Below are 18,325 nucleotides of genomic sequence, written 5' to 3' on the forward strand. Positions count from 1 at the left end.
TGCACAGAGTGGTCATGGAATTCATCCGCAGCCGTATCGAACACCAACTCATGAGCCTGACCGGCCTGTCTCTCGGTCAGCTCGACCTGGAAAACCCCAAGGGTGATCCCGGCCTGTTCGGCCCCGACTCAGTCAGCTGGCAGGTGCATGGCGACTTCAGCAGCATGCTGATTGGCGGCATCAGCGCGCTGTTGCTGCAAGCCTTGCATCCCCTGGCGCTGGCCGGCGTCTGGGATCACTCGAACTTTCGCCAGGACATGCTCGGGCGTTTGCGCCGAACCAGTCAGTTCGTGTCCGGCACCACGTTCGGCTCGCGTCGGGACGCCGACTGGCTGATCGAAAAAGTGCGCACCATCCACCTGCAGGTGGTCGGCACCGCGCCGGACGGCCGGCCCTACGCGGCGAGCGATCCGGACTTGCTGACGTGGGTGCACGTGGCGGAAGTCAGCAACTTCCTCGCCGCGCATTTGCGTTACCGCAACCCGCAACTGTCGTGGGCCGATCAGGATCGTTATTACGCGGAAATCGCTGTGGTCGCCGAACGCCTTGGCGCCCGCGACGTACCGAAGTCCCGACAGGCTGTGGCCGATTACCTGCAAGGCATGCGCCCACAATTACTGTGCGATGAGCGCAGTCGTGAAGTGCTGCGCCTGCTGCTCGCGGCACCGGCCCCCAGCCTGTTGGCGCGGCCCTTTGGCGATCTGATGATGAAGGCCGGCATCGACCTGCTGCCGGACTGGGCCAGCGACATGCTCGACGTCCGCCAGAGTTCGGTGCAACGGCAACTGATTCGCGCCAGCGTCAGACGCAGCGCACCGATGCTGCGCTGGGCGATGCGCAATGGTTCAGTACAACGGGCACAGCGGCGCATGGGAATTCTGACCTGATGCCCGGAGCTGCAAGCTGCAAGCTGCAAGATTTGAGCTTGAGGCTTGAAGCTTGGAGCTTGAAGCCCAGTAACTGCTAAACTCCCGCGCCCCAATTCCCTCCAGCAAGGCGCCCGCATGTCTTCCTTGAATCAGGCGCTGCGCGCCGCCCTCGACCAACGTCAAGACTTGCTCACTGAGCTGCATGGCCAGGGCACCGATTGCTATCGGCTGTTCCACGGCAGCCAGGAGGGCGCCGGCGGCTTGACCATCGACCGCTACGGCCCGCAACTGCTGGTGCAGAGCTTTCACCAGACGCTGGAACGTGACGACCTGCTGCAACTGCACGCCCTGGTCAACCAGGCCCTGGGCCTGGAAACCCTGCTGGTCTACAACGACCGCTCCCGGGGCAATTCGCGGATTGATCGCGAAGACCCGGTCTATCGTGCCGACGACGCCGCGCTGGCCGATCTGGTCGGCCACGAATGGGGCCAGAACTACCGTGTCCGCGGGCGGCATGCCGGGCAGGACCCGCTGCTGTTCCTCGACCTGCGCAACACCCGCGGCTGGGTCAAGGATCACGCCAGGGGCAAGAGTGTGCTCAACCTGTTCGCCTACACCTGCGGCGTTGGCCTGAGTGCCGCCGCCGGTGGCGCGCGTGAGGTGTGCAATCTGGATTTCGCCGAAGGCAATCTGGCGGTCGGCCGCGAAAACGGTCTGCTCAATCCGCAGTTGCCGCAGATGGAGTTCATCCAGTCCGACTACTTCCCGGCGATCCGCCAGCTCGCCGGTCTGCCGGTCAGCCAGCGACGCGGACAGAAACTGCCGAGCTACCAGCGCCTCGAACAGCGTCAGTACGATCTGGTGCTGCTCGATCCGCCGGCGTGGGCCAAGAGTGCGTTCGGCACCGTCGACCTGCTGCGCGACTATCAGAGCCTGCTCAAGCCGGCCCTGTTGACCACCGCCGACAACGGCGTGCTGATCTGCTGCAACAACCTGGCGAAAGTCAGCATGGCCGACTGGCGCGAGCAAGTGCTGCGCTGTGCCGAGAAAGCCGGACGCCCGGTACGCGAATGGAGCGTCATGACCCCCGGCGCCGACTTCCCGTCAATGGACCAGCAACCGCCGCTGAAAACCCTGATCCTGCAGTTGTAACCCTTCCCTGCGGTTAACAACTGTCCAATGAGGGAGCAGGCTCGCTCCCTTCATGGGATTTAATCCTACAGAACAATCTGAACAATCCTGCACCCTCGGATGTACTTCGGAACCGGAATCGCGTGCCATACTCCAAGGCACTCCGATTCAGACAGATGAAGCCGCACATGCCCAAAGGATTGATTCGCGCGATTGGCGCCTTGTTGACCGCTCTGGCCCTCTACAGCTTGCTGGGGTTTCTGATTTTGCCGGGCATCGCCCTGCGCGTGGCCAACCAGCAACTGGCCCACTACGCCACGCTGCCTGCGCATATCCAGCGCATCGAACTCAATCCGTTCAGCCTCGAAGTGACAGTGTGGGGCCTGGTCATCGGTGAGCCGGGCAAGGAACAGGTTGGTTTCGAGCGGCTCTACGCCAACCTGCAACTCGACAGCCTGTGGACCAAAGCGCTGCACCTGGCCGACATCGAACTGGACAAACCCAAGACCGAAATCCTCTTCGCCAAAGACGGTCAGCTGAACCTGCTGGGCCTGTTCAAACTCCCCGCCAGCGAACCGACCCCGGCCGACCCGAACGCCAAGCCGTTCCCGCTGCGCATCGACCGCATCCAGCTGGCCGGCGGCAATGTGCATTTCGAGGACGCCCGGCCGAGCGAGCCGATCGAGTTCCTCTACGACAAGCTCGACTTCGAACTGAAGAACCTCAGCACCCTGCCCGAAGACAATGCCGACATGACGCTCGTAGCGGTCGGCCCGGCGGGTGGGCAGATCGACTGGAAGGGCAACTTCAGCCTGATCCCGTTCACCTCCGAAGGGACACTGAAAATCACCGACGGCAAGATGAAAGCCTTCTGGCCCTACGTGCGTGACGCCGTACCGCTGGTGCTCGAAGACGGTGTGCTCAGCCTCAGCACCACGTACAAACTCAATCTGTCGAAAGAAACCGAACTGCTGCTGAACGACGTAACAGTGAGCATTGCGCCGTTCGCGATCAAGGCACCGGACGGACGCCCGCTGGCAAGACTTGAACGCCTCGATGTCAGCGAAACCTCGATCGACCTGGCCAGACAGCAAGTGGTGGTCGGCAAAATCCGCAGCAACAAACTGGAAACCTGGGCCGCGCTCGAAGCCGACGGTCAACTGGACTGGCAGAAACTGTTCGCCAGCCAACCCTCCAGGCCAGCTGCCAAAGCGGCAGCGGAACCTGCCAATACCCCGGCAGCCGCCGACTCGCCGAAAGCAACGCCGGCACCGAGCAAGCCCTGGCAAGTGCTGCTCAAAGACGTGCAATTGCGTAACTACACGGTCCACCTCGCCGACCGTTCAGCAAAGCCGGCGGTGGCCCTGGATGTCACGCCGCTGAATGTCGATCTGCAGGATTTCGACAGCCTCAACGGTTCGCCCTTCAAGCTCAAACTCGACAGCGGCCTGGGCAAACAAGGCAAGATCACGGCCGACGGCACCGTAAATCTCGCCCCGGTCACCGCGCAGCTCAATGTCAAAACCCAGGACATCGACCTGCGCGTCGCCCAATCCTACATCAACCCATTCATTCGCCTCGAACTGCGCAGCGGCATGCTCGGCAGTGATCTGAAGGTCAACCTCAAGAGCACCGAGCCGCTGGCCCTCAGCGTGACCGGACGTGCGCAGATAGATCAGTTGCACACCCTCGACACTCTGAAAACCCGCGACTTCCTCAAGTGGCAACAAGTGGTGGTCGAAGGCCTGAACTATCAACACGGCGACAGCCTGTCGATCGACAAGGTCAACCTGTTCCAGCCCTATGCGCGGTTCATGATCAACGACGATCGCACGACCAACATCGACGACCTGCTGATCCCGCAGCCCGCCGACAGCGGGACGAAAGGCACCGCTGCCAAACCGGCCGGCAACGCCAAACCGCTGGGCATTCACATCGGCGGCATCGCCATCAATGACGGTTCAGCCAACTTCGCCGACTTCAGCCTGACGCCGAATTTCGCCACCGCGATTCAACAGCTCAATGGCCAGATCGGCACCATCGACAGTCGCCAGGCCAAACCGGCCAGCGTCGACATCAAAGGCAAGGTCGACCGCTATGCACCGGTCACCATCAAAGGGGCGGTCAACCCGTTCGACCCGATGGCCAGCCTCGACATCGCCACCAGCTTCAAACGGGTCGAGCTGACCACCCTGACGCCCTACTCCGGCAAGTTCGCCGGCTACCGCATCCGCAAGGGCCGGCTCAACCTCGACCTGCATTACCTGATCACCAAGGGCCAGCTCAAGGCCGAGAACAAAGTGGTGGTCGAACAGCTACAACTGGGTGAAAAAGTCGACAGTCCGGATGCCGTGAGCCTGCCGTTGAAACTGGCGATCGCCTTGCTCAAGGACGTCGATGGCAAGATTTCCATCGAACTGCCGGTGACCGGCGACCTGAACAATCCACAGTTCAGCGTGATGCCGATTGTCTGGCAGACCTTGCGCAACCTGATTGTCAAAGCCGCTGCGGCGCCGTTCAAGATGATTGGCGGGCTGATCAGCGGTGGCAGTTCCGAAGACCTCGGCACCGTGTCCTTCGCGCCGGGCTCCAGTGAACTGAGCAAGGATGCCGAAGCTGCACTGGACAAGTTGGCCAAGGCGCTCAAGGAACGCCCGGCCCTGCGCCTGGAAATCGAAGGCACCGCCGCCAAAAGCAGCGACGGCCCGCTGCTTGCCGAGCAACGGCTGGAACGCGAATACCAGTACAACTACTACAAGATGCTCCAGCGCCGCGGCGACAAGGTGCCGGCTCAGGCGTCGCTCCTGCAAGTACCGGACGGCGAGAAAGGTCCGTTGCTCGAAGGCATCTACCGCACGCGTCTGAAAACCCAGCCGCCTGCCGAATGGAAGGATTTGGGCAAGGAAGAACGCACGGCGAAGATGCGTGCAGGCTTGATCACGTTCTGGGGCGCAAGTGATGTACTGCTGCGTCAACTGGGCCAGGACCGCGCCAGCAGTATCAAGGATTACCTCGTCGACAAAGGCCAACTGGCGGACGACCGCGTTTACTTCATCGACGCCAACCTGGGCGAAGCCGAAAGCGATGGCCGGGTCGTGACGCAAATGCACCTGGATGCCGAATGATGAACATCAAGTGGCTACCCGCTTTGCTACTGACGTTCGCTGTGGGCCATGCCTCGGCGTCCGACACTTTGCGCTGCGGCAGCCAGCTGGTCAGCCTCGGCGACCGCGCCAGCGAAGTGCTGCAGAAGTGTGGCGAGCCGATCAGCCGCGATGCCCTCGGCTACAAGCGCAGCGCCAATCGCCGCGAAGAGTTTCAGGTCGAGGAATGGACCTACGGCCCGAGCAACGGCATGTACCAGTACCTGCGCTTTGAAGGCAATCGCCTGCGGCAGATCAACAGCAAGCGCGGTAACTGAGCCGCACCGATTGCCCTTGCGGGAGTGAGCCTGCTCACGCCTACAGCTGTTTTGTGGTGCTCCTGAAATAGAACAGGCCCCGACACAAGTGCCGGGGCCCGCAATGGCCACATCCGTGTGACCGTTCGCATGAACTCTAAAGTTGCGGCAGACGTATTACTCGGCCCGTCTGTCGCGCCTTCTCCCGGTCCAGGCGAGAAGTCATGCCTTACTCGGCTTTCAGGCCGTCAGCGGAAACCGCTTTGACGCCTTTGATTTTCTTGGCGATCGCAACAGCAACGTCTTTCTGCGATTCAGTGACAGCAGTAGTCGACGACAGCGATACAACGCCTTTGTTGGTTTCTACTTTGATGTCAGTACCTGGAATGCCTTTTTCGGTGACCAGGTCAGCTTTGACTTTGGTAGTGATCCAAGTGTCAGAAGTAGCTTCTTTAGCCTGGGTGACTTCACCGGCAGCCAGAGTCATTGGAGCCTGGGTAGCCTGAGTGGATTGTGCGAATGCACCGGAAGCCATGGTCAGGGTCAGCGCGGTAGCAGCAGCGGCAGTGATAGCGAACTTCTTCATACGAGTAACTCCTGTTTTTCTGGAAAGTCTGCTGGTTGTCTTGTCAGCAGGGTTACCAAGGTAGTTGCGAACGCTGTGCCAACTTTTGTAAATGATAAAAAACCATATAAATCAATAAGTTGCTGATTCTACGATTTTCCGGATTCATGCAATTTGCATGACTCACCGATAAATCGCATGCAAGTTGCGGTTTTCTGAAAAGTTCCTAAGGCGCTGAAATTATTGAAACTTTTGAGAAGTGCTGCACCAAGAAAAATGCCCCGCTTTGCGGGGCATTTGGCAGTCCATCGACAACTCAGGTACCGCTGGCAGTACAGCCTTTTGGCGAATAGTCCGGTGCAACGGTCGTACCGCAAGACCATACGCCCGCACCGGTGCCGGAGGAGCGAGTGAGTGTGATGGTTTTATCCAGCACAGGGCCTGGCGCGTTTTTGATCGTGCAGACGATTGTCCCCGCACCAGTGGACGCGGTGCCCGACGCAGTGACGGCGCAATTGGAGGTCGTAACGGTCGCGGCACCCGCAACGAGTGTCAGTGTAGGGTCAGTCCCCTGATTGATGGTGTCCTCGAAAGGCACCTTCAGCGCACTGATTTCCGCCAGCCCCGCCGTCACCTTCGACCGCGCCTGATACTTGGTGTACTGCGGCAAGGCGATGGTCGCCAGAATCCCGATGATCGCTACCACGATCAGCAACTCGATCAGAGTGAAACCTTGTTGTTTTTTCATAGACACGCTCCATGCATGAGTCGAATTCTCATGATCTGCAAGGGACGGAGCATAGGCCATGCCAATGCCTGCAAAGCCCCGTTCATTCGACGCGAAGCGCCTGCAACGCCATTTCCTACAGCCTGCAACCGCACTATCTGACACTTTTTGTCACCTGCGCCGGCCGTGTTTGGCGCTGTCACTTGACTAGGCTATAAGTCATGAACGGCAAGCGTGCGGAATCCCCATGAATGACATCGCTCTGAGCGGTCTGGCCAAGCAACTGGTGCAGGCGCAACTGTTGACGGAAACAAGCGCCCAGCAAGCCTGGCAACAGGCCCAGCGCAATCGCCTGTCGCTGGTCAGTTATCTGGTACAGAACAAACTGGTGAAAAGCTCACAGGTGGCCGAGATCGCTTCCGAGCATTTCGGCATGGCGTTCCTCGACCTCAATTGCCTCGACAAGGAAACCCAGCCCAAAGGGCTGGTCAGCGAAAAACTGGTACGCCAGCACCACGCCCTGCCGCTGTGGCGGCGTGGCAACAAACTGTTCGTGGGCATTTCCGACCCGAGCAATCATCAAGCGATCAACGATATCCAGTTCAGCACCGGGTTGAGCACCGAAGCGATTCTGGTCGAGGACGACAAGCTCACCGATGCCATCGAAAAATTCTTCGATACCCATGCCAGTGGCCTGGAAGACATGGCCGATGTCGATCTCGACGGCCTCGATGTCGAGTCCATCGACGACAGCAAGCAGGACGCCATCGGCGGGCTCGACGCCGACGATGCGCCAGTGGTGCGCTTCGTTCACAAGATGTTGCTCGATGCGATCAAGAGCGGCTCTTCCGACCTGCACTTCGAGCCCTACGAAAAGAACTACCGGGTGCGGGTGCGCACCGACGGCATTCTGCGCGAGGTGGCCAAGCCACCGATTCAACTGGCCGGGCGCATCGCCGCACGCCTGAAAGTCATGGCCAGTCTCGACATCTCGGAGCGGCGCAAACCTCAGGACGGGCGGATCAAGATGCGCCTGTCGAAGAGCAAGTCGATTGATTTCCGGGTCAACACCCTGCCGACCCTGTGGGGCGAAAAAGTGGTGATCCGGATCCTCGATCCGTCCAGCGCGCAGATCGGCATAGATGCTCTGGGTTACGAGCCAGCGCAGAAAGACCTGTACATGGCGGCGCTCAAGCAACCACAGGGCATGATCCTGGTAACAGGCCCGACCGGCTCAGGGAAAACCGTGTCGCTGTACACCGGTCTGAATATTCTCAATACCGTCGACATCAATATTTCCACCGCTGAAGACCCGGTGGAGATCAACATGGAAGGTATCAACCAGGTCAACGTCAATCCCAGACAAGGCCTGGATTTTGCCCAGGCCCTGCGCTCGTTTCTGCGTCAGGACCCGGACGTGATCATGGTCGGTGAGATCCGCGACCTGGAAACCGCCGAGATCGCCATCAAGGCAGCGCAGACCGGTCACCTGGTGCTCTCGACCCTGCACACCAACAGCGCTGCAGAAACCCTGACGCGCCTGCACAACATGGGCATTCCCGGTTTCAACATCGCCACCTCGGTCAGCCTGATCATTGCCCAGCGCCTGGCGCGCAAATTGTGCAGTCATTGCAAGAAGCCGATCGAGATCCCCCGCGAAACCCTGATCAAGGAAGGGTTCCCACCGGAACAGATCGGCAGTTTCACGATCTATGAGCCGGTCGGTTGCGATCACTGCAACGGCGGTTACAAGGGACGCGTGGGGATTTATGAAGTGGTGAAAAACACCCCCGAGCTGCAACGGCTGATCATGGCCGAAGGCAATTCGCTGGAAATCGACACCCAGATGCGCCGCGACGGCTTCGACAACCTGCGCACGTCGGGCCTGCGCAAGGCCATGCAAGGCATCACCAGCCTTGAAGAAATCAACCGGGTCACCAAGGACTGAACATGGCGGTCAAGGCAGCAAAAATCAGCGTCTACGCCTGGGAAGGCACGGACCGTAAAGGCACCAAGGTCACCGGTGAACTGAGCGGGCAAAACCCGGCACTGATCAAGGCGCAATTGCGCAAGCAAGGCATCAACCCCGGCAAGGTACGCAAGAAGTCCGCCTCGCTGTTGAGCTTCGGCAAACGCATCAAGGCTCAGGACATCGCCCTGTTCACCCGGCAGATGGCAACGATGATGAAGGCCGGCGTGCCGCTGCTGCAGTCGTTCGACATCATTGGCGAAGGCTTCGAAAACCCGGCCATGCGCAAACTGGTGGATGAGGTCAAACAGGAGGTCGCGGCCGGCAACAGCTTCGCCACGTCCCTGCGCAAGAAGCCGAAGTATTTCGACGAGCTGTATTGCAACCTGGTGGATGCCGGCGAGCAGTCCGGCGCCCTCGATACGTTGCTCGATCGCGTCGCCACCTATAAGGAAAAAAGCGAAAGCCTCAAGGCCAAGATCAAGAAGGCCATGACCTATCCGACCGCCGTGGTACTGGTAGCGGCCGTCGTGACCGGGATCCTGCTGGTGAAAGTGGTGCCGCAATTCCAGTCGGTGTTCTCCGGGTTCGGTGCCGAACTGCCGGCCTTCACGCTGATGGTGATCAGCCTTTCGGAATTCATGCAGCAATGGTGGTGGGCGATTCTCGGGGCATTGGTGGCAGCGTTTTTCGGTACCCGCCATGCCTTGAAAACATCCCAGGCGTTGCGCGACCGTCGCGACACCTGGCTGTTGAAACTGCCGTTGGTGGGCACGTTGATGTACAAGTCCGCTGTCGCTCGTTTCGCCCGTACCCTGTCGACCACGTTTGCCGCCGGTGTGCCGCTGGTGGAAGCACTCGATTCGGTGGCCGGGGCCACCGGCAACGTGGTGTTCAAACGCGCAGTGCTGCGCATTCGCCAGGACGTGTCCACCGGCATGCAACTGAATTTCTCGATGCGCACCACCGGGGTCTTTCCGAATATGGCCGTGCAAATGACCGCCATCGGTGAAGAGTCCGGTGCGCTCGACGAGATGCTCGACAAGGTCGCAGGTTTTTATGAGGACGAAGTGGATAACATGGTCGACAACCTCACCAGCCTCATGGAGCCGTTCATCATGGTGGTCCTCGGCGTGATCGTCGGTGGTCTGGTGGTGGCCATGTACCTGCCGATCTTCCAACTCGGCTCAGCGATCTGACATGCCTATCGACGAACTCTTCAGTCTGTATCCGCTGGCCTTTGTGTGCACCGCCCTGCTATTGGGTCTGGTGGTGGGCAGTTTTCTCAATGTGCTGGTCTGGCGTCTGCCGAAAATGCTCGAGCGCGATTGGCGCCAGCAGGCGCAGGACGTTCTCGGTCTGCCCGGCGAATCGCCGCTGCCGACTTACAATCTGATGCTGCCGCACTCTGAATGCCCGCATTGCGCGCACCGGATCCGCGCCTGGGAAAACATTCCGCTGGTCAGCTATCTGTGCCTGCGCGGGCGCTGCTCGGCGTGCGGCGGGTCCATCAGCAAACGGTACCCGCTGACGGAACTGGCGTGCGGTCTGTTGTCAGCGTTCATTGCCTGGCACCTGGGCTTCGGCTGGCCCGCCGCCCTGTTGATCGTCCTCACCTGGGGCTTGCTGGCGATGAGCCTGATCGACACCGAACATCAACTGCTGCCCGACGTACTGGTGCTGCCGCTGATGTGGCTGGGGTTGATCGTCAACAGTTTCAGCCTGTTCGTGCCGCTGCACGACGCGCTGTGGGGAGCAGTGGCCGGTTACCTGGCGCTGTGGTCGGTGTTCTGGCTGTTCAAGTTGCTGACCGGCAAGGACGGCATCGGTCACGGAGACTTCAAGCTGCTGGCGCTGCTCGGGGCGTGGGGCGGCTGGCAGATTCTGCCGCTGACGATCCTGTTGTCATCGCTGGTCGGCGCGATTGTCGGGGTGATTCTGCTGCGGTTGCGCGACGAGAAAACCTCGACGCCGATCCCCTTCGGACCCTATCTGGCCATTGCCGGCTGGATTGCCTTGCTCTGGGGTGGTCAAATAACCGGCTTCTATTGGCAGTTTGTCGGTTTGAAATGAATACCCCTGTGGAAAAACCCTGGATTCTCGGCCTCACCGGTGGCATCGGCAGCGGTAAAAGCGCTGCCGCCCAGCACTTCATTGATCTGGGTGTCCACGTGGTGGACGCCGATCACGCGGCACGCTGGGTAGTTGAGCCGGGGCGTCCAGCGCTGGCAAAGATTGCCGAACACTTCGGCCCCGGCGTGTTGCAGGCCGATGGCACGCTGGACCGCGCCGCCCTGCGCAAACTCATCTTCGAAGTGCCGGAGCAACGTCGCTGGCTCGAAGCCCTGCTGCATCCGTTGATCGCCGAGGAAATCGCGCATCATCTGGCACTGGCAAAATCGCCTTACGCGATTCTGGTTTCGCCGCTGTTGATCGAATCCGGGCAATACGCGATGACGCAGCGCATCCTGGTGATCGACGCCCCGCAACAATTGCAGATCGAACGCACCTTGCAGCGTGACCAGACCAGCGAGCAGCAGGTTCAGGCGATCCTCAAGGCTCAGTCGAGCCGCGAAGACCGTGTGAGCCGCGCCGACGATGTGGTGGTCAACGACCGCGACCTCGCCTGGCTGCACAGCGAGGTCGAGCGCCTGCATCACTTTTACCTGACGTTATCCGGAGGCCAAGCATGAGCCAGATCCCCACCGTTGACTGCCCGACCTGCGGCGCCCCCGTGGAATTCACCCCTGAGAACAAGTTTCGCCCGTTCTGCTCCGATCGCTGCAAGCTGATCGACCTCGGCGCCTGGGCGTCGGAAGAACACAAGATTCCGGTCGCACCGGATGCCGAGGACGAACTGTTTTCCGGTGATTTCGACCCGCGTCACTGATTCGATCAGGGGCGCATAAAGCCGTAGTCCTGATCGTCGTCGAGGTTTTCCGCAAGAAAGCGCAACTCGTCGGCCAGGTCTTCGGCGTTGCGCACGGCCTTGCTCTGTTGCACCACCGCACTGAGCAAGGCGCGCAGGCTCAACCCAGGGTCGAAACCCACTTCCTGCGCCACTTCAAGACTCTGCCGGGTTTCCTGCCTCGCCCACTCGTAAACACTCATGCTGCTGCTCCTGAAGGGATTTGCGCGAGCATGAAATTTCCCGCACGTAGCGGGTTTGATGTGGATCAAGACTTCGGATCGTCGTCCTTCCAGGGCGCCGAAAGGTAGCGGGTGCGGTTGAAGGTCTCCAGCCATTCCGGGCTGAATACCACCAGTGCACTGACGATCATGCCGTTGATAAACGCCTCTGGGAAAATGATCAGCCACAGGTAACCGATGAAGTCTTCAAGCCATTCCGGCATGGCGAAAAGGCCGTCGTACCACAGCAGCGTCAGGCTCAGGATCAGGCACAACAGGGCTGACAGCGCAGCGGCAAAAAAACCGGAACAGAAGATGTACACGAACGGATTGCGCGGCTGCACACGCTCGACGAGGATCGCCACGCACTCGGTAACCAGCACCGGCAGCAAAATGAACAAGGCGCCATTGACCCCCATCGCCGCGAGATCCTGACGCCCGAGCAGTACCAGACCGATTTGCGCTACCAGCCCGCCGACGATCGCCAGCGGCCAATCCAGCAGCAGCGTCACCGCCGTCATGCCAAGGAAGTGATACGACACGCCCGTGTCGAAATCCCTGCGCATCAACCACAACAGAAACAACGCAAACACGGTGCCGAACAGCAGATGCTGACGCCGACTGTCGCTGAACAACTCGACCCACGGCGCCCGCACGATCGCCCAAAGCAGCACCGGCAGATAAATCAGCCAGCCCAGCAGCAGACTCTCAGTCGCCAGCACCTCGACGCCGATCATGGGCGCGCCTTCTCCAGTGCCTCGCGCAGGTCGCTCGCGTTGGCGTACTCACGTTGCGCGAGCAATCGACCGTCCTTGAGTTGCAACCACAACACCTGGCCTTCCGCGCCGGGATAGCGCGACGCAACCCGGCCTTCTCGATCAAGCATGACCCGATAGTGGTAGTCGCGCATGGCCGGTACGGCAAACATTCTGGCAATCAGCGCCGGCATGCGCTGGATATCGGCAACGAACACCGCGTGACGGGCCTCCAGATAGCCCTTGGGCTGATCCTTCAACGCCTCCTTGATCAGCTTGGCGCCGTCCATATCCCGCGCCACCAGCAGCGTGGTGGTGCTGTTGTCGAGGGTGAAGGGTTGCTCGTACTGATCGAGTAACGTCCAGGAAGCAAGACGCTCGCCGGTTTCGAGTGCATGGGCAAACAGCGGAAAAAGAGCAAACAGCAGCAGCCAGCGAAATTTCACGATGAGTCCTCACGGTTTGGCGTAAATAATCAATTTCCATGAGTCTACACCGCCCTTCTCCACTGCCCACTGATGCACTTTGCCGCGTAACGCTTTCAGCTTGTCGCATTTGAACGCTAAGCTTGGCGTATGGATGACTCAGATTATTTACGCCTGCTGACCATCGCGGCCGAGCAAGCCAACGCCTTTCTGTCCAATGCCCGCAAATGGGAGCGTGAGCGTTGGGTCTGCCAGCGCCTGCTGCAAGGCTTGAACATTCCTTATCGCGCCGACGAATTCGCCCCGGCTGGCGAGCCGCCGGACGTGCTGTTTCGTGATGCCAATTTCGAGGTGTTCTTCGTGCTCGACGAGGGGCGCCGGCTCAACGACGAATGGCGCGATGAATTGCAGCGACGACGCAGCGCTTTTTCCCTGAGCCAGCTGGTGCGCCGCGAAGCCAAGCCGAAACGCATCCCGGCCAACGAGTTCCTGCTGCGACTGGCACCGACCTTGCGCAAGAAAGCACACAACTACAAGGAACGCGGTATGGATCTGGGCGAACTGGACATCATCGCCTTCGCCAGCCTCAAACGTGAAGTACTGGATCTGAACAGCCATTTTCCACCGCCTACCGAATATCTGCGTCAGGGCTGGCGCTCGCTGTCCCTGGTCGGCCCGACCTTCGCCCGTGTGTTGTTCGCCCACCCGGATGCGCCGGACTTTCTGCGCAGCAACCTCGGTCGCAGCATTGTCTTTGATGTGGGAATCAGCCTGTGACGCCACTTCAGCAACTGATCGCCGATGTACCGCAGACCGGGTGCGTCCGCTGGATTGGTGTGCGCCCCGAGTCGCGCGGGCCGATGATCGAACTCGATGCCGTAGAGGCGCGGCTGGAAGCGGGATTGACTGGCGATCACGCGCGCCCCGGTGTGCGCAACGCGCGACAGGTGACGCTTATTCAGTGGGAACATCTGGCGGTGATCAGCGCGTTGATGGGGCGCCCTGACGATCATCCGGTAAAGCCTGAAGATCTGCGGCGCAATCTCGTCATCAGCGGAATCAATTTGTTTAGCCTGAAAGGGCGGCGCTTTCGCATTGGTCAGGCCATATTCGAAACCACGGGCTGGTGCCAGCCGTGCGCACGTCTGCAGAACAACCTCGGTCCGGGCACCTTTCAAGCGGTGCGCGGGCATGGCGGAATTACCGCGCGGGTGCTACAAAGCGGGATCATTCGCCTCGAAGACCGGGTGAGCGTCGAGCCGGTTCCGGACAGCGGCTATGCTGCGTTCAACCCTGGATAAAAACCGCTGTAGCTTCTGCCCATTCAGCAACGTCTACCTGACGAGGCAAATATGACCAGCCGCCTGAACCCCGAAGACCAGAAACATGTCGAAGAGTACCTGCAACTGTCCCAACACCGAGTCGAGCGCCGGCCTTTCCGGCCGTGGATGCTCCTGGTGCTGGTGCTGGCAGTGACCATTGGTCTGGGCCTGTTGAGCCGATTTATCAGTTACCTGACGCTATGAGCTGCCTCGCGCTCGCTTGGGTAACCGCACCGATTTCCTTTAAAAACCTTGCGAGTTATCCCTATGTCCCATCGTATTGTTATTGTCGGCGGCGGCGCCGGCGGTCTGGAGTTGGCTACCCGTCTGGGTAAGACTCTGGGCAAACGCGGCACGGCCAGTGTGATGCTGGTCGACGCGAACCTGACACACATCTGGAAACCGCTGCTGCACGAAGTGGCCGCCGGATCGCTGAACTCCTCCGAAGACGAACTCAACTATGTCGCTCAGGCAAAATGGAACCACTTCGAGTTCCAGCTGGGGCGCATGAGCGGGCTCGATCGCGCGCAGAAGAAAATCCAGCTGGCAGCGACCTACGACGAAAATGGCGTAGAGCTGGTCCCGGCCCGTGAAGTGGCATACGACTCGCTGGTGATCAGCGTCGGCAGCACCACCAACGACTTCGGCACCCAGGGCGCGGCGCAGCATTGCCTGTTCCTCGACACCCGCAAACAGGCCGAGCGCTTCCACCAGCAACTGCTCAACCACTACCTGCGCGCCCATGCCGGGCAAACCGATGTGATCGAGCAGATCAGCGTGGCAATTGTCGGCGCGGGTGCCACCGGCGTCGAACTGGCGGCCGAACTGCACAACGCCGCCCATGAACTGGCAGCGTATGGCCTGGACCGGATCAAACCGGAAAACATGCACATCACCCTGATCGAAGCCGGGCCACGGGTGTTGCCTGCCCTGCCGGAGCGTATCAGCGGGCCGGTGCACAAGACGCTGGAGAAACTCGGGGTCAACGTGATGACCAACGCTTCGGTGAGTGAAGTGACCGCCGACAGCCTGATCACCGCCGATGGCAATGAGATCAAGGCCAGTCTGAAAGTCTGGGCAGCAGGCATTCGTGCACCGGGCTTCCTCAAGGACATCGACGGCCTGGAAACCAATCGCATCAACCAGCTGCAAGTGCTGCCAACACTGCAGACCACCCGCGACGAAAATATCTTCGCCTTCGGTGACTGCGCGGCCTGCCCACAACCGGGTTCGGACCGCAACGTACCGCCACGGGCGCAAGCCGCGCACCAACAGGCATCGCTGCTGGCCAAGTCGCTGAAACTGCGCATCGAAGGCAAAACCTTGCCGGAGTACAAGTACACCGACTACGGCTCGCTGATTTCGCTCTCGCGCTTCTCGGCCGTGGGTAACTTGATGGGCAACCTGACCGGTAGCGTGATGCTCGAAGGCTGGCTCGCGCGGATGTTCTACGTGTCGCTGTATCGCATGCACCAGATGGCGCTGTACGGGCCGTTCCGCACGGCAATGCTGATGCTGGGCAGCAAGATTGGCCGTGGCACCGAGCCACGTCTGAAACTGCACTAAAAAACCTGTGGGAGCGAGCCTGCTCCGGGCGGCGATCCGACGAATGCGGTGTGTCAAACGACAAAAATGTCGACTGATACAACCTCTTCGTCGGATCGCCGCCCGGAGCCGGCTCGCTCCCACAATGTTTTGTGTTGATCGAAAGATCTGTTTCGTACTGTATCCCCCCTCGTTTTCCCCACCTTCACTTACAAACTCCTCCGCTGCGCGACACAGGCGCGATACACCGCCACCGCTTAATGGCCACACCCGAGCGCACCCGCTCAGGCTTTTGCCCTTAACGTGTGGTTGCGTTGTGCAACCAGGAGAATGTAAATGTCCCGTACTTCGACCCTCGGTAAACAATCCATTGGCCTGATCGGCGCAGCCCTGGCTGGCGGCTTGATGCTGTCCGGCTCGGTATTTGCCGCCCAGCCATTGGCACAGGGCTACATGGTTGCCTCGGCGGAAACCTCGGTGAAAGCGCCAGAAGGCAAATGCGGTGAAGGCAAATGTGGCGATGCTTCGATGGCCAAGACTGACAGCGATGGTGACGGCAAGGTCTCGCGCGCCGAATTTCTGAAAGTCGCGCCGAAGTCCGACTTCGACAAGATCGACGCCAACCACGACGGCTTTATCGACGAGCAAGAGGCCTATAACAACGTGAAGGCCAACTTTGAAGCCAACGGCAAGAAAATGCCGAAAGGTCTGTTCGAACACCTGAAAGACCAAGACGGCGCCTGATCGGCAGAAAAAAGCCGCGCTTCTCCTGCGAGAAACGCGGCTTTTTTATGTGTGGTTGTTTACAGCTGGAAACGCCGCACCATGCCCTGCAAGGCGTTGGCCAGTTGCGACAATTCATGGCTGGAAGCACTGGTCTGGTCGGCGCCTGCGGCAGAACGTACCGACAAATCCCGAATATTCACCAGGTTGCGGTCCACTTCCCGCGCGACTTGCGCTTGTTCTTCGGCAGCGCTGGCAATGACCAGATTGCGCTCATGGATCTCGTGCACCGACGCGGTAATGGTTTGCAGCGCCTCACCGGCACGCTCAGCCAGCGCCAGCGTGGTCGTCGCCCGCGCGGTACTGGCCTGCATCGAATCCAGCGCCAGGCTCGAACCGCTGCGCATGCCCTGAACCATTTGCTCGATCTCCTGCGTCGATTGCTGCGTGCGATAGGCCAGCGCCCGCACTTCATCAGCGACCACAGCAAAGCCGCGCCCACTCTCACCGGCCCGTGCCGCTTCAATCGCCGCGTTGAGCGCCAGCAGGTTGGTCTGCTCGGCAATCGCCCGAATCACGTCCAGCACTTTGCCGATATCCTGCGATTGATTGGCCAGTGATTGCACCAGTTCGCCAGTCTGTTGCACATCGCTGGCCAGGGCGTTGATGGCCGTGGCGGTCTCACTGACGCGCACCTGCCCCAGATGCGCCGACTCGCTGGATTGACGGGTCGCGTCAGACGTCGACACCGCATTGCGTGCGACCTCTTCCACTGCGGCCGTCATCTGATTAACAGCCGTCGCGGCCTGTTCGATCTCGTTGTTCTGTTGTTGCAGCCCCTGCGTACTGTCGAGTGTCACTGCATTGAGTTCATCGGCAGCGGTCGCCAGTTGCGTAGCCGAGCCGCTGATGCCTTGCAGCGTCTCGCGCAGGTTTTGCTGCATGGTCGCCAGTGCCTTGAGCAAGCGACTGACTTCATCGTTGCCCTGGGTTTCGATCGGTCGGGTCAGATCACCCTGCGCGACACTTTCTGCTGCGCTCACGGCACTGCTCAGCGGGCGGACGATACTGCGAGTGAGCATCATCGCCAGTGCCACCGTGGCCAGCGCGGCCAACGCAATAAACAAACTGACAATCGTGCGCGAGTTTTCGTAGTGCGCAGCGGATTTCTGGCTTTCGGCGGCGACCTGTTTGGCGAACAGGTCCGCCAGGTCGTTGAGTTGTTTGCCGGAGCCATCGACGACGGTTTTCATGTCGACCAGCAACAATTTGGTCAACTCATCACGCTTGCCTTGCTCGGCGAGGGCAAAGGATTGAGCGATACCGCTGCGATACGCGGCGAAGGTCTTTTTGAATTGGTCATACAGCTGCTGGCCTTCCGGGGTGTCGACCAGTTTGTCGTAGGCGGCGATTTTCTCGCTCAGCTCCTTGTCGCGGGTGTCCATCTGGCTACGGTAGGTGGCGATATTGTTCGCGTCCTGATCCAACGCCATGCGCAACGAGATGGTGCGGATGCGCAGCATGATCTCGCGAATCTCGTCGCCGCCACGAATACTCGGCAGCCACTGATTTTCTACCGCGACCTCACTGTCGCGAATGCTCGACATCTGCCCCAGCGCAAATACGCCAAGCAATGCCACCAACACCGCGATCAGGGCGAATCCCAAGGCAGCCCGGGGAGCAATATTCAACTGACGAAGCAACATGACGAACGCCCTTATTCTTGTATTGGCCAGATTCAAGGGGCGAAAGCCATGGCAGTCCC

The 18,325-nt window shown here is 60.1% G+C and carries 20 protein-coding genes; 14 read left to right on the top strand and 6 right to left on the bottom strand.

The genetic code is table 11. From position 1 onward, the window contains the following. Window positions 1-14 precede the first annotated feature (14 nt). The 4 genes from ACXX9E_RS01035 (at window position 15) to ACXX9E_RS01050 (ending at window position 5,421) form a co-directional block, all read left to right on the top strand. Entirely contained in the window at window positions 15-887 is an 873-nt protein-coding gene (locus tag ACXX9E_RS01035) for an oxygenase MpaB family protein (RefSeq protein ID WP_186747907.1), read from the top strand. Window positions 888-1,004: 117 nt separating this feature from the next. Then, complete coding sequence (locus ACXX9E_RS01040; RefSeq protein ID WP_458554933.1) at window positions 1,005-2,021, top strand: class I SAM-dependent rRNA methyltransferase; 1,017 nt, start codon at window positions 1,005-1,007, stop codon at window positions 2,019-2,021. 155 nt (window positions 2,022-2,176) lie between these two features. Continuing rightward, window positions 2,177-5,125 (top strand): DUF748 domain-containing protein, encoded by a 2,949-nt coding sequence (locus ACXX9E_RS01045; RefSeq protein ID WP_458554934.1) that lies wholly within the window; start codon window positions 2,177-2,179, stop codon window positions 5,123-5,125. Next, complete coding sequence (locus tag ACXX9E_RS01050; protein WP_336348240.1) at window positions 5,125-5,421, top strand: DUF2845 domain-containing protein; 297 nt, start codon at window positions 5,125-5,127, stop codon at window positions 5,419-5,421. The genes ACXX9E_RS01045 and ACXX9E_RS01050 overlap by 1 nt, the downstream gene beginning before the upstream one ends. Window positions 5,422-5,629: 208 nt before the next feature. Here ACXX9E_RS01050 and ACXX9E_RS01055 read toward each other — a convergent pair whose 3' ends face one another. After that, a complete protein-coding gene (locus tag ACXX9E_RS01055) occupies window positions 5,630-5,986 on the bottom strand; it encodes a BON domain-containing protein (RefSeq protein WP_047600285.1) in 357 nt (118 codons plus the stop codon). 295 nt (window positions 5,987-6,281) lie between these two features. Beyond that, a complete protein-coding gene (locus ACXX9E_RS01060) occupies window positions 6,282-6,713 on the bottom strand; it encodes a pilin (protein ID WP_123464076.1) in 432 nt (143 codons plus the stop codon). A 226-nt stretch (window positions 6,714-6,939) separates the two neighbouring features. On the opposite strand from ACXX9E_RS01060, the gene pilB reads away from it, so the two are divergent. From pilB to yacG, 5 genes are read left to right on the top strand one after another with little or no spacing between them, the layout of a single operon-like run. Beyond that, on the top strand, window positions 6,940-8,640 hold the full coding sequence (pilB, locus tag ACXX9E_RS01065) for a type IV-A pilus assembly ATPase PilB (RefSeq protein ID WP_267804881.1): 1,701 nt from the start codon (window positions 6,940-6,942) through the stop codon (window positions 8,638-8,640). A 2-nt stretch (window positions 8,641-8,642) separates the two neighbouring features. Next, window positions 8,643-9,860 carry a type II secretion system F family protein gene (locus tag ACXX9E_RS01070; protein WP_123464072.1) on the top strand — a complete coding sequence of 406 codons (1,218 nt, stop codon included), beginning with the start codon at window positions 8,643-8,645 and terminating at the stop codon, window positions 9,858-9,860. 1 nt (window position 9,861) lies between these two features. Beyond that, window positions 9,862-10,734 (top strand): prepilin peptidase, encoded by an 873-nt coding sequence (locus ACXX9E_RS01075; RefSeq protein ID WP_267804880.1) that lies wholly within the window; start codon window positions 9,862-9,864, stop codon window positions 10,732-10,734. After that, complete coding sequence (gene coaE / locus ACXX9E_RS01080; protein ID WP_038369046.1) at window positions 10,731-11,354, top strand: dephospho-CoA kinase; 624 nt, start codon at window positions 10,731-10,733, stop codon at window positions 11,352-11,354. Before ACXX9E_RS01075 ends, coaE begins: the two co-directional genes overlap by 4 nt. After that, a complete protein-coding gene (yacG, locus tag ACXX9E_RS01085) occupies window positions 11,351-11,551 on the top strand; it encodes a DNA gyrase inhibitor YacG (RefSeq protein ID WP_123464066.1) in 201 nt (66 codons plus the stop codon). Before coaE ends, yacG begins: the two co-directional genes overlap by 4 nt. 5 nt (window positions 11,552-11,556) lie before the next feature. Here the strand turns inward: yacG and ACXX9E_RS01090 are convergent, their stop codons facing one another. From ACXX9E_RS01090 to ACXX9E_RS01100, 3 genes are all read right to left on the bottom strand, one after another. Next, on the bottom strand, window positions 11,557-11,772 hold the full coding sequence (locus tag ACXX9E_RS01090) for a hypothetical protein (protein ID WP_123464064.1): 216 nt from the start codon (window positions 11,770-11,772) through the stop codon (window positions 11,557-11,559). A 65-nt stretch (window positions 11,773-11,837) separates the two neighbouring features. After that, complete coding sequence (locus tag ACXX9E_RS01095; RefSeq protein ID WP_458554935.1) at window positions 11,838-12,527, bottom strand: energy-coupling factor ABC transporter permease; 690 nt, start codon at window positions 12,525-12,527, stop codon at window positions 11,838-11,840. Continuing rightward, entirely contained in the window at window positions 12,524-12,991 is a 468-nt protein-coding gene (locus ACXX9E_RS01100) for an FAD/FMN-containing dehydrogenase (RefSeq protein WP_458554936.1), read from the bottom strand. The genes ACXX9E_RS01095 and ACXX9E_RS01100 overlap by 4 nt, the downstream gene beginning before the upstream one ends. Window positions 12,992-13,120: 129 nt before the next feature. Between ACXX9E_RS01100 and ACXX9E_RS01105 the strand changes: the two genes are divergently transcribed. The 5 genes from ACXX9E_RS01105 (at window position 13,121) to ACXX9E_RS01125 (ending at window position 16,581) form a co-directional block, all read left to right on the top strand. After that, window positions 13,121-13,747 (top strand): DUF1780 domain-containing protein, encoded by a 627-nt coding sequence (locus tag ACXX9E_RS01105; RefSeq protein ID WP_007909887.1) that lies wholly within the window; start codon window positions 13,121-13,123, stop codon window positions 13,745-13,747. Beyond that, window positions 13,744-14,271 (top strand): MOSC domain-containing protein, encoded by a 528-nt coding sequence (locus tag ACXX9E_RS01110; RefSeq protein WP_128616129.1) that lies wholly within the window; start codon window positions 13,744-13,746, stop codon window positions 14,269-14,271. The genes ACXX9E_RS01105 and ACXX9E_RS01110 overlap by 4 nt, the downstream gene beginning before the upstream one ends. A 51-nt stretch (window positions 14,272-14,322) precedes the next feature. Then, entirely contained in the window at window positions 14,323-14,496 is a 174-nt protein-coding gene (locus ACXX9E_RS01115) for a DUF3094 domain-containing protein (RefSeq protein ID WP_007909875.1), read from the top strand. Between the two features lie 63 nt (window positions 14,497-14,559). After that, on the top strand, window positions 14,560-15,858 hold the full coding sequence (locus tag ACXX9E_RS01120) for an NAD(P)/FAD-dependent oxidoreductase (RefSeq protein ID WP_186747896.1): 1,299 nt from the start codon (window positions 14,560-14,562) through the stop codon (window positions 15,856-15,858). A gap of 315 nt (window positions 15,859-16,173) precedes the next feature. Then, the gene (locus ACXX9E_RS01125) at window positions 16,174-16,581 is read left to right on the top strand and encodes an HvfA family oxazolone/thioamide-modified RiPP metallophore (RefSeq protein WP_128616131.1); all 408 of its coding nucleotides are present in this window, start codon (window positions 16,174-16,176) and stop codon (window positions 16,579-16,581) included. Window positions 16,582-16,640: 59 nt separating this feature from the next. Here ACXX9E_RS01125 and ACXX9E_RS01130 read toward each other — a convergent pair whose 3' ends face one another. Beyond that, entirely contained in the window at window positions 16,641-18,266 is a 1,626-nt protein-coding gene (locus tag ACXX9E_RS01130; RefSeq protein ID WP_222834277.1) for a methyl-accepting chemotaxis protein, read from the bottom strand. Window positions 18,267-18,325 lie beyond the last annotated feature (59 nt).

The organism is Pseudomonas sp. GNP014, assembly GCF_054344005.1.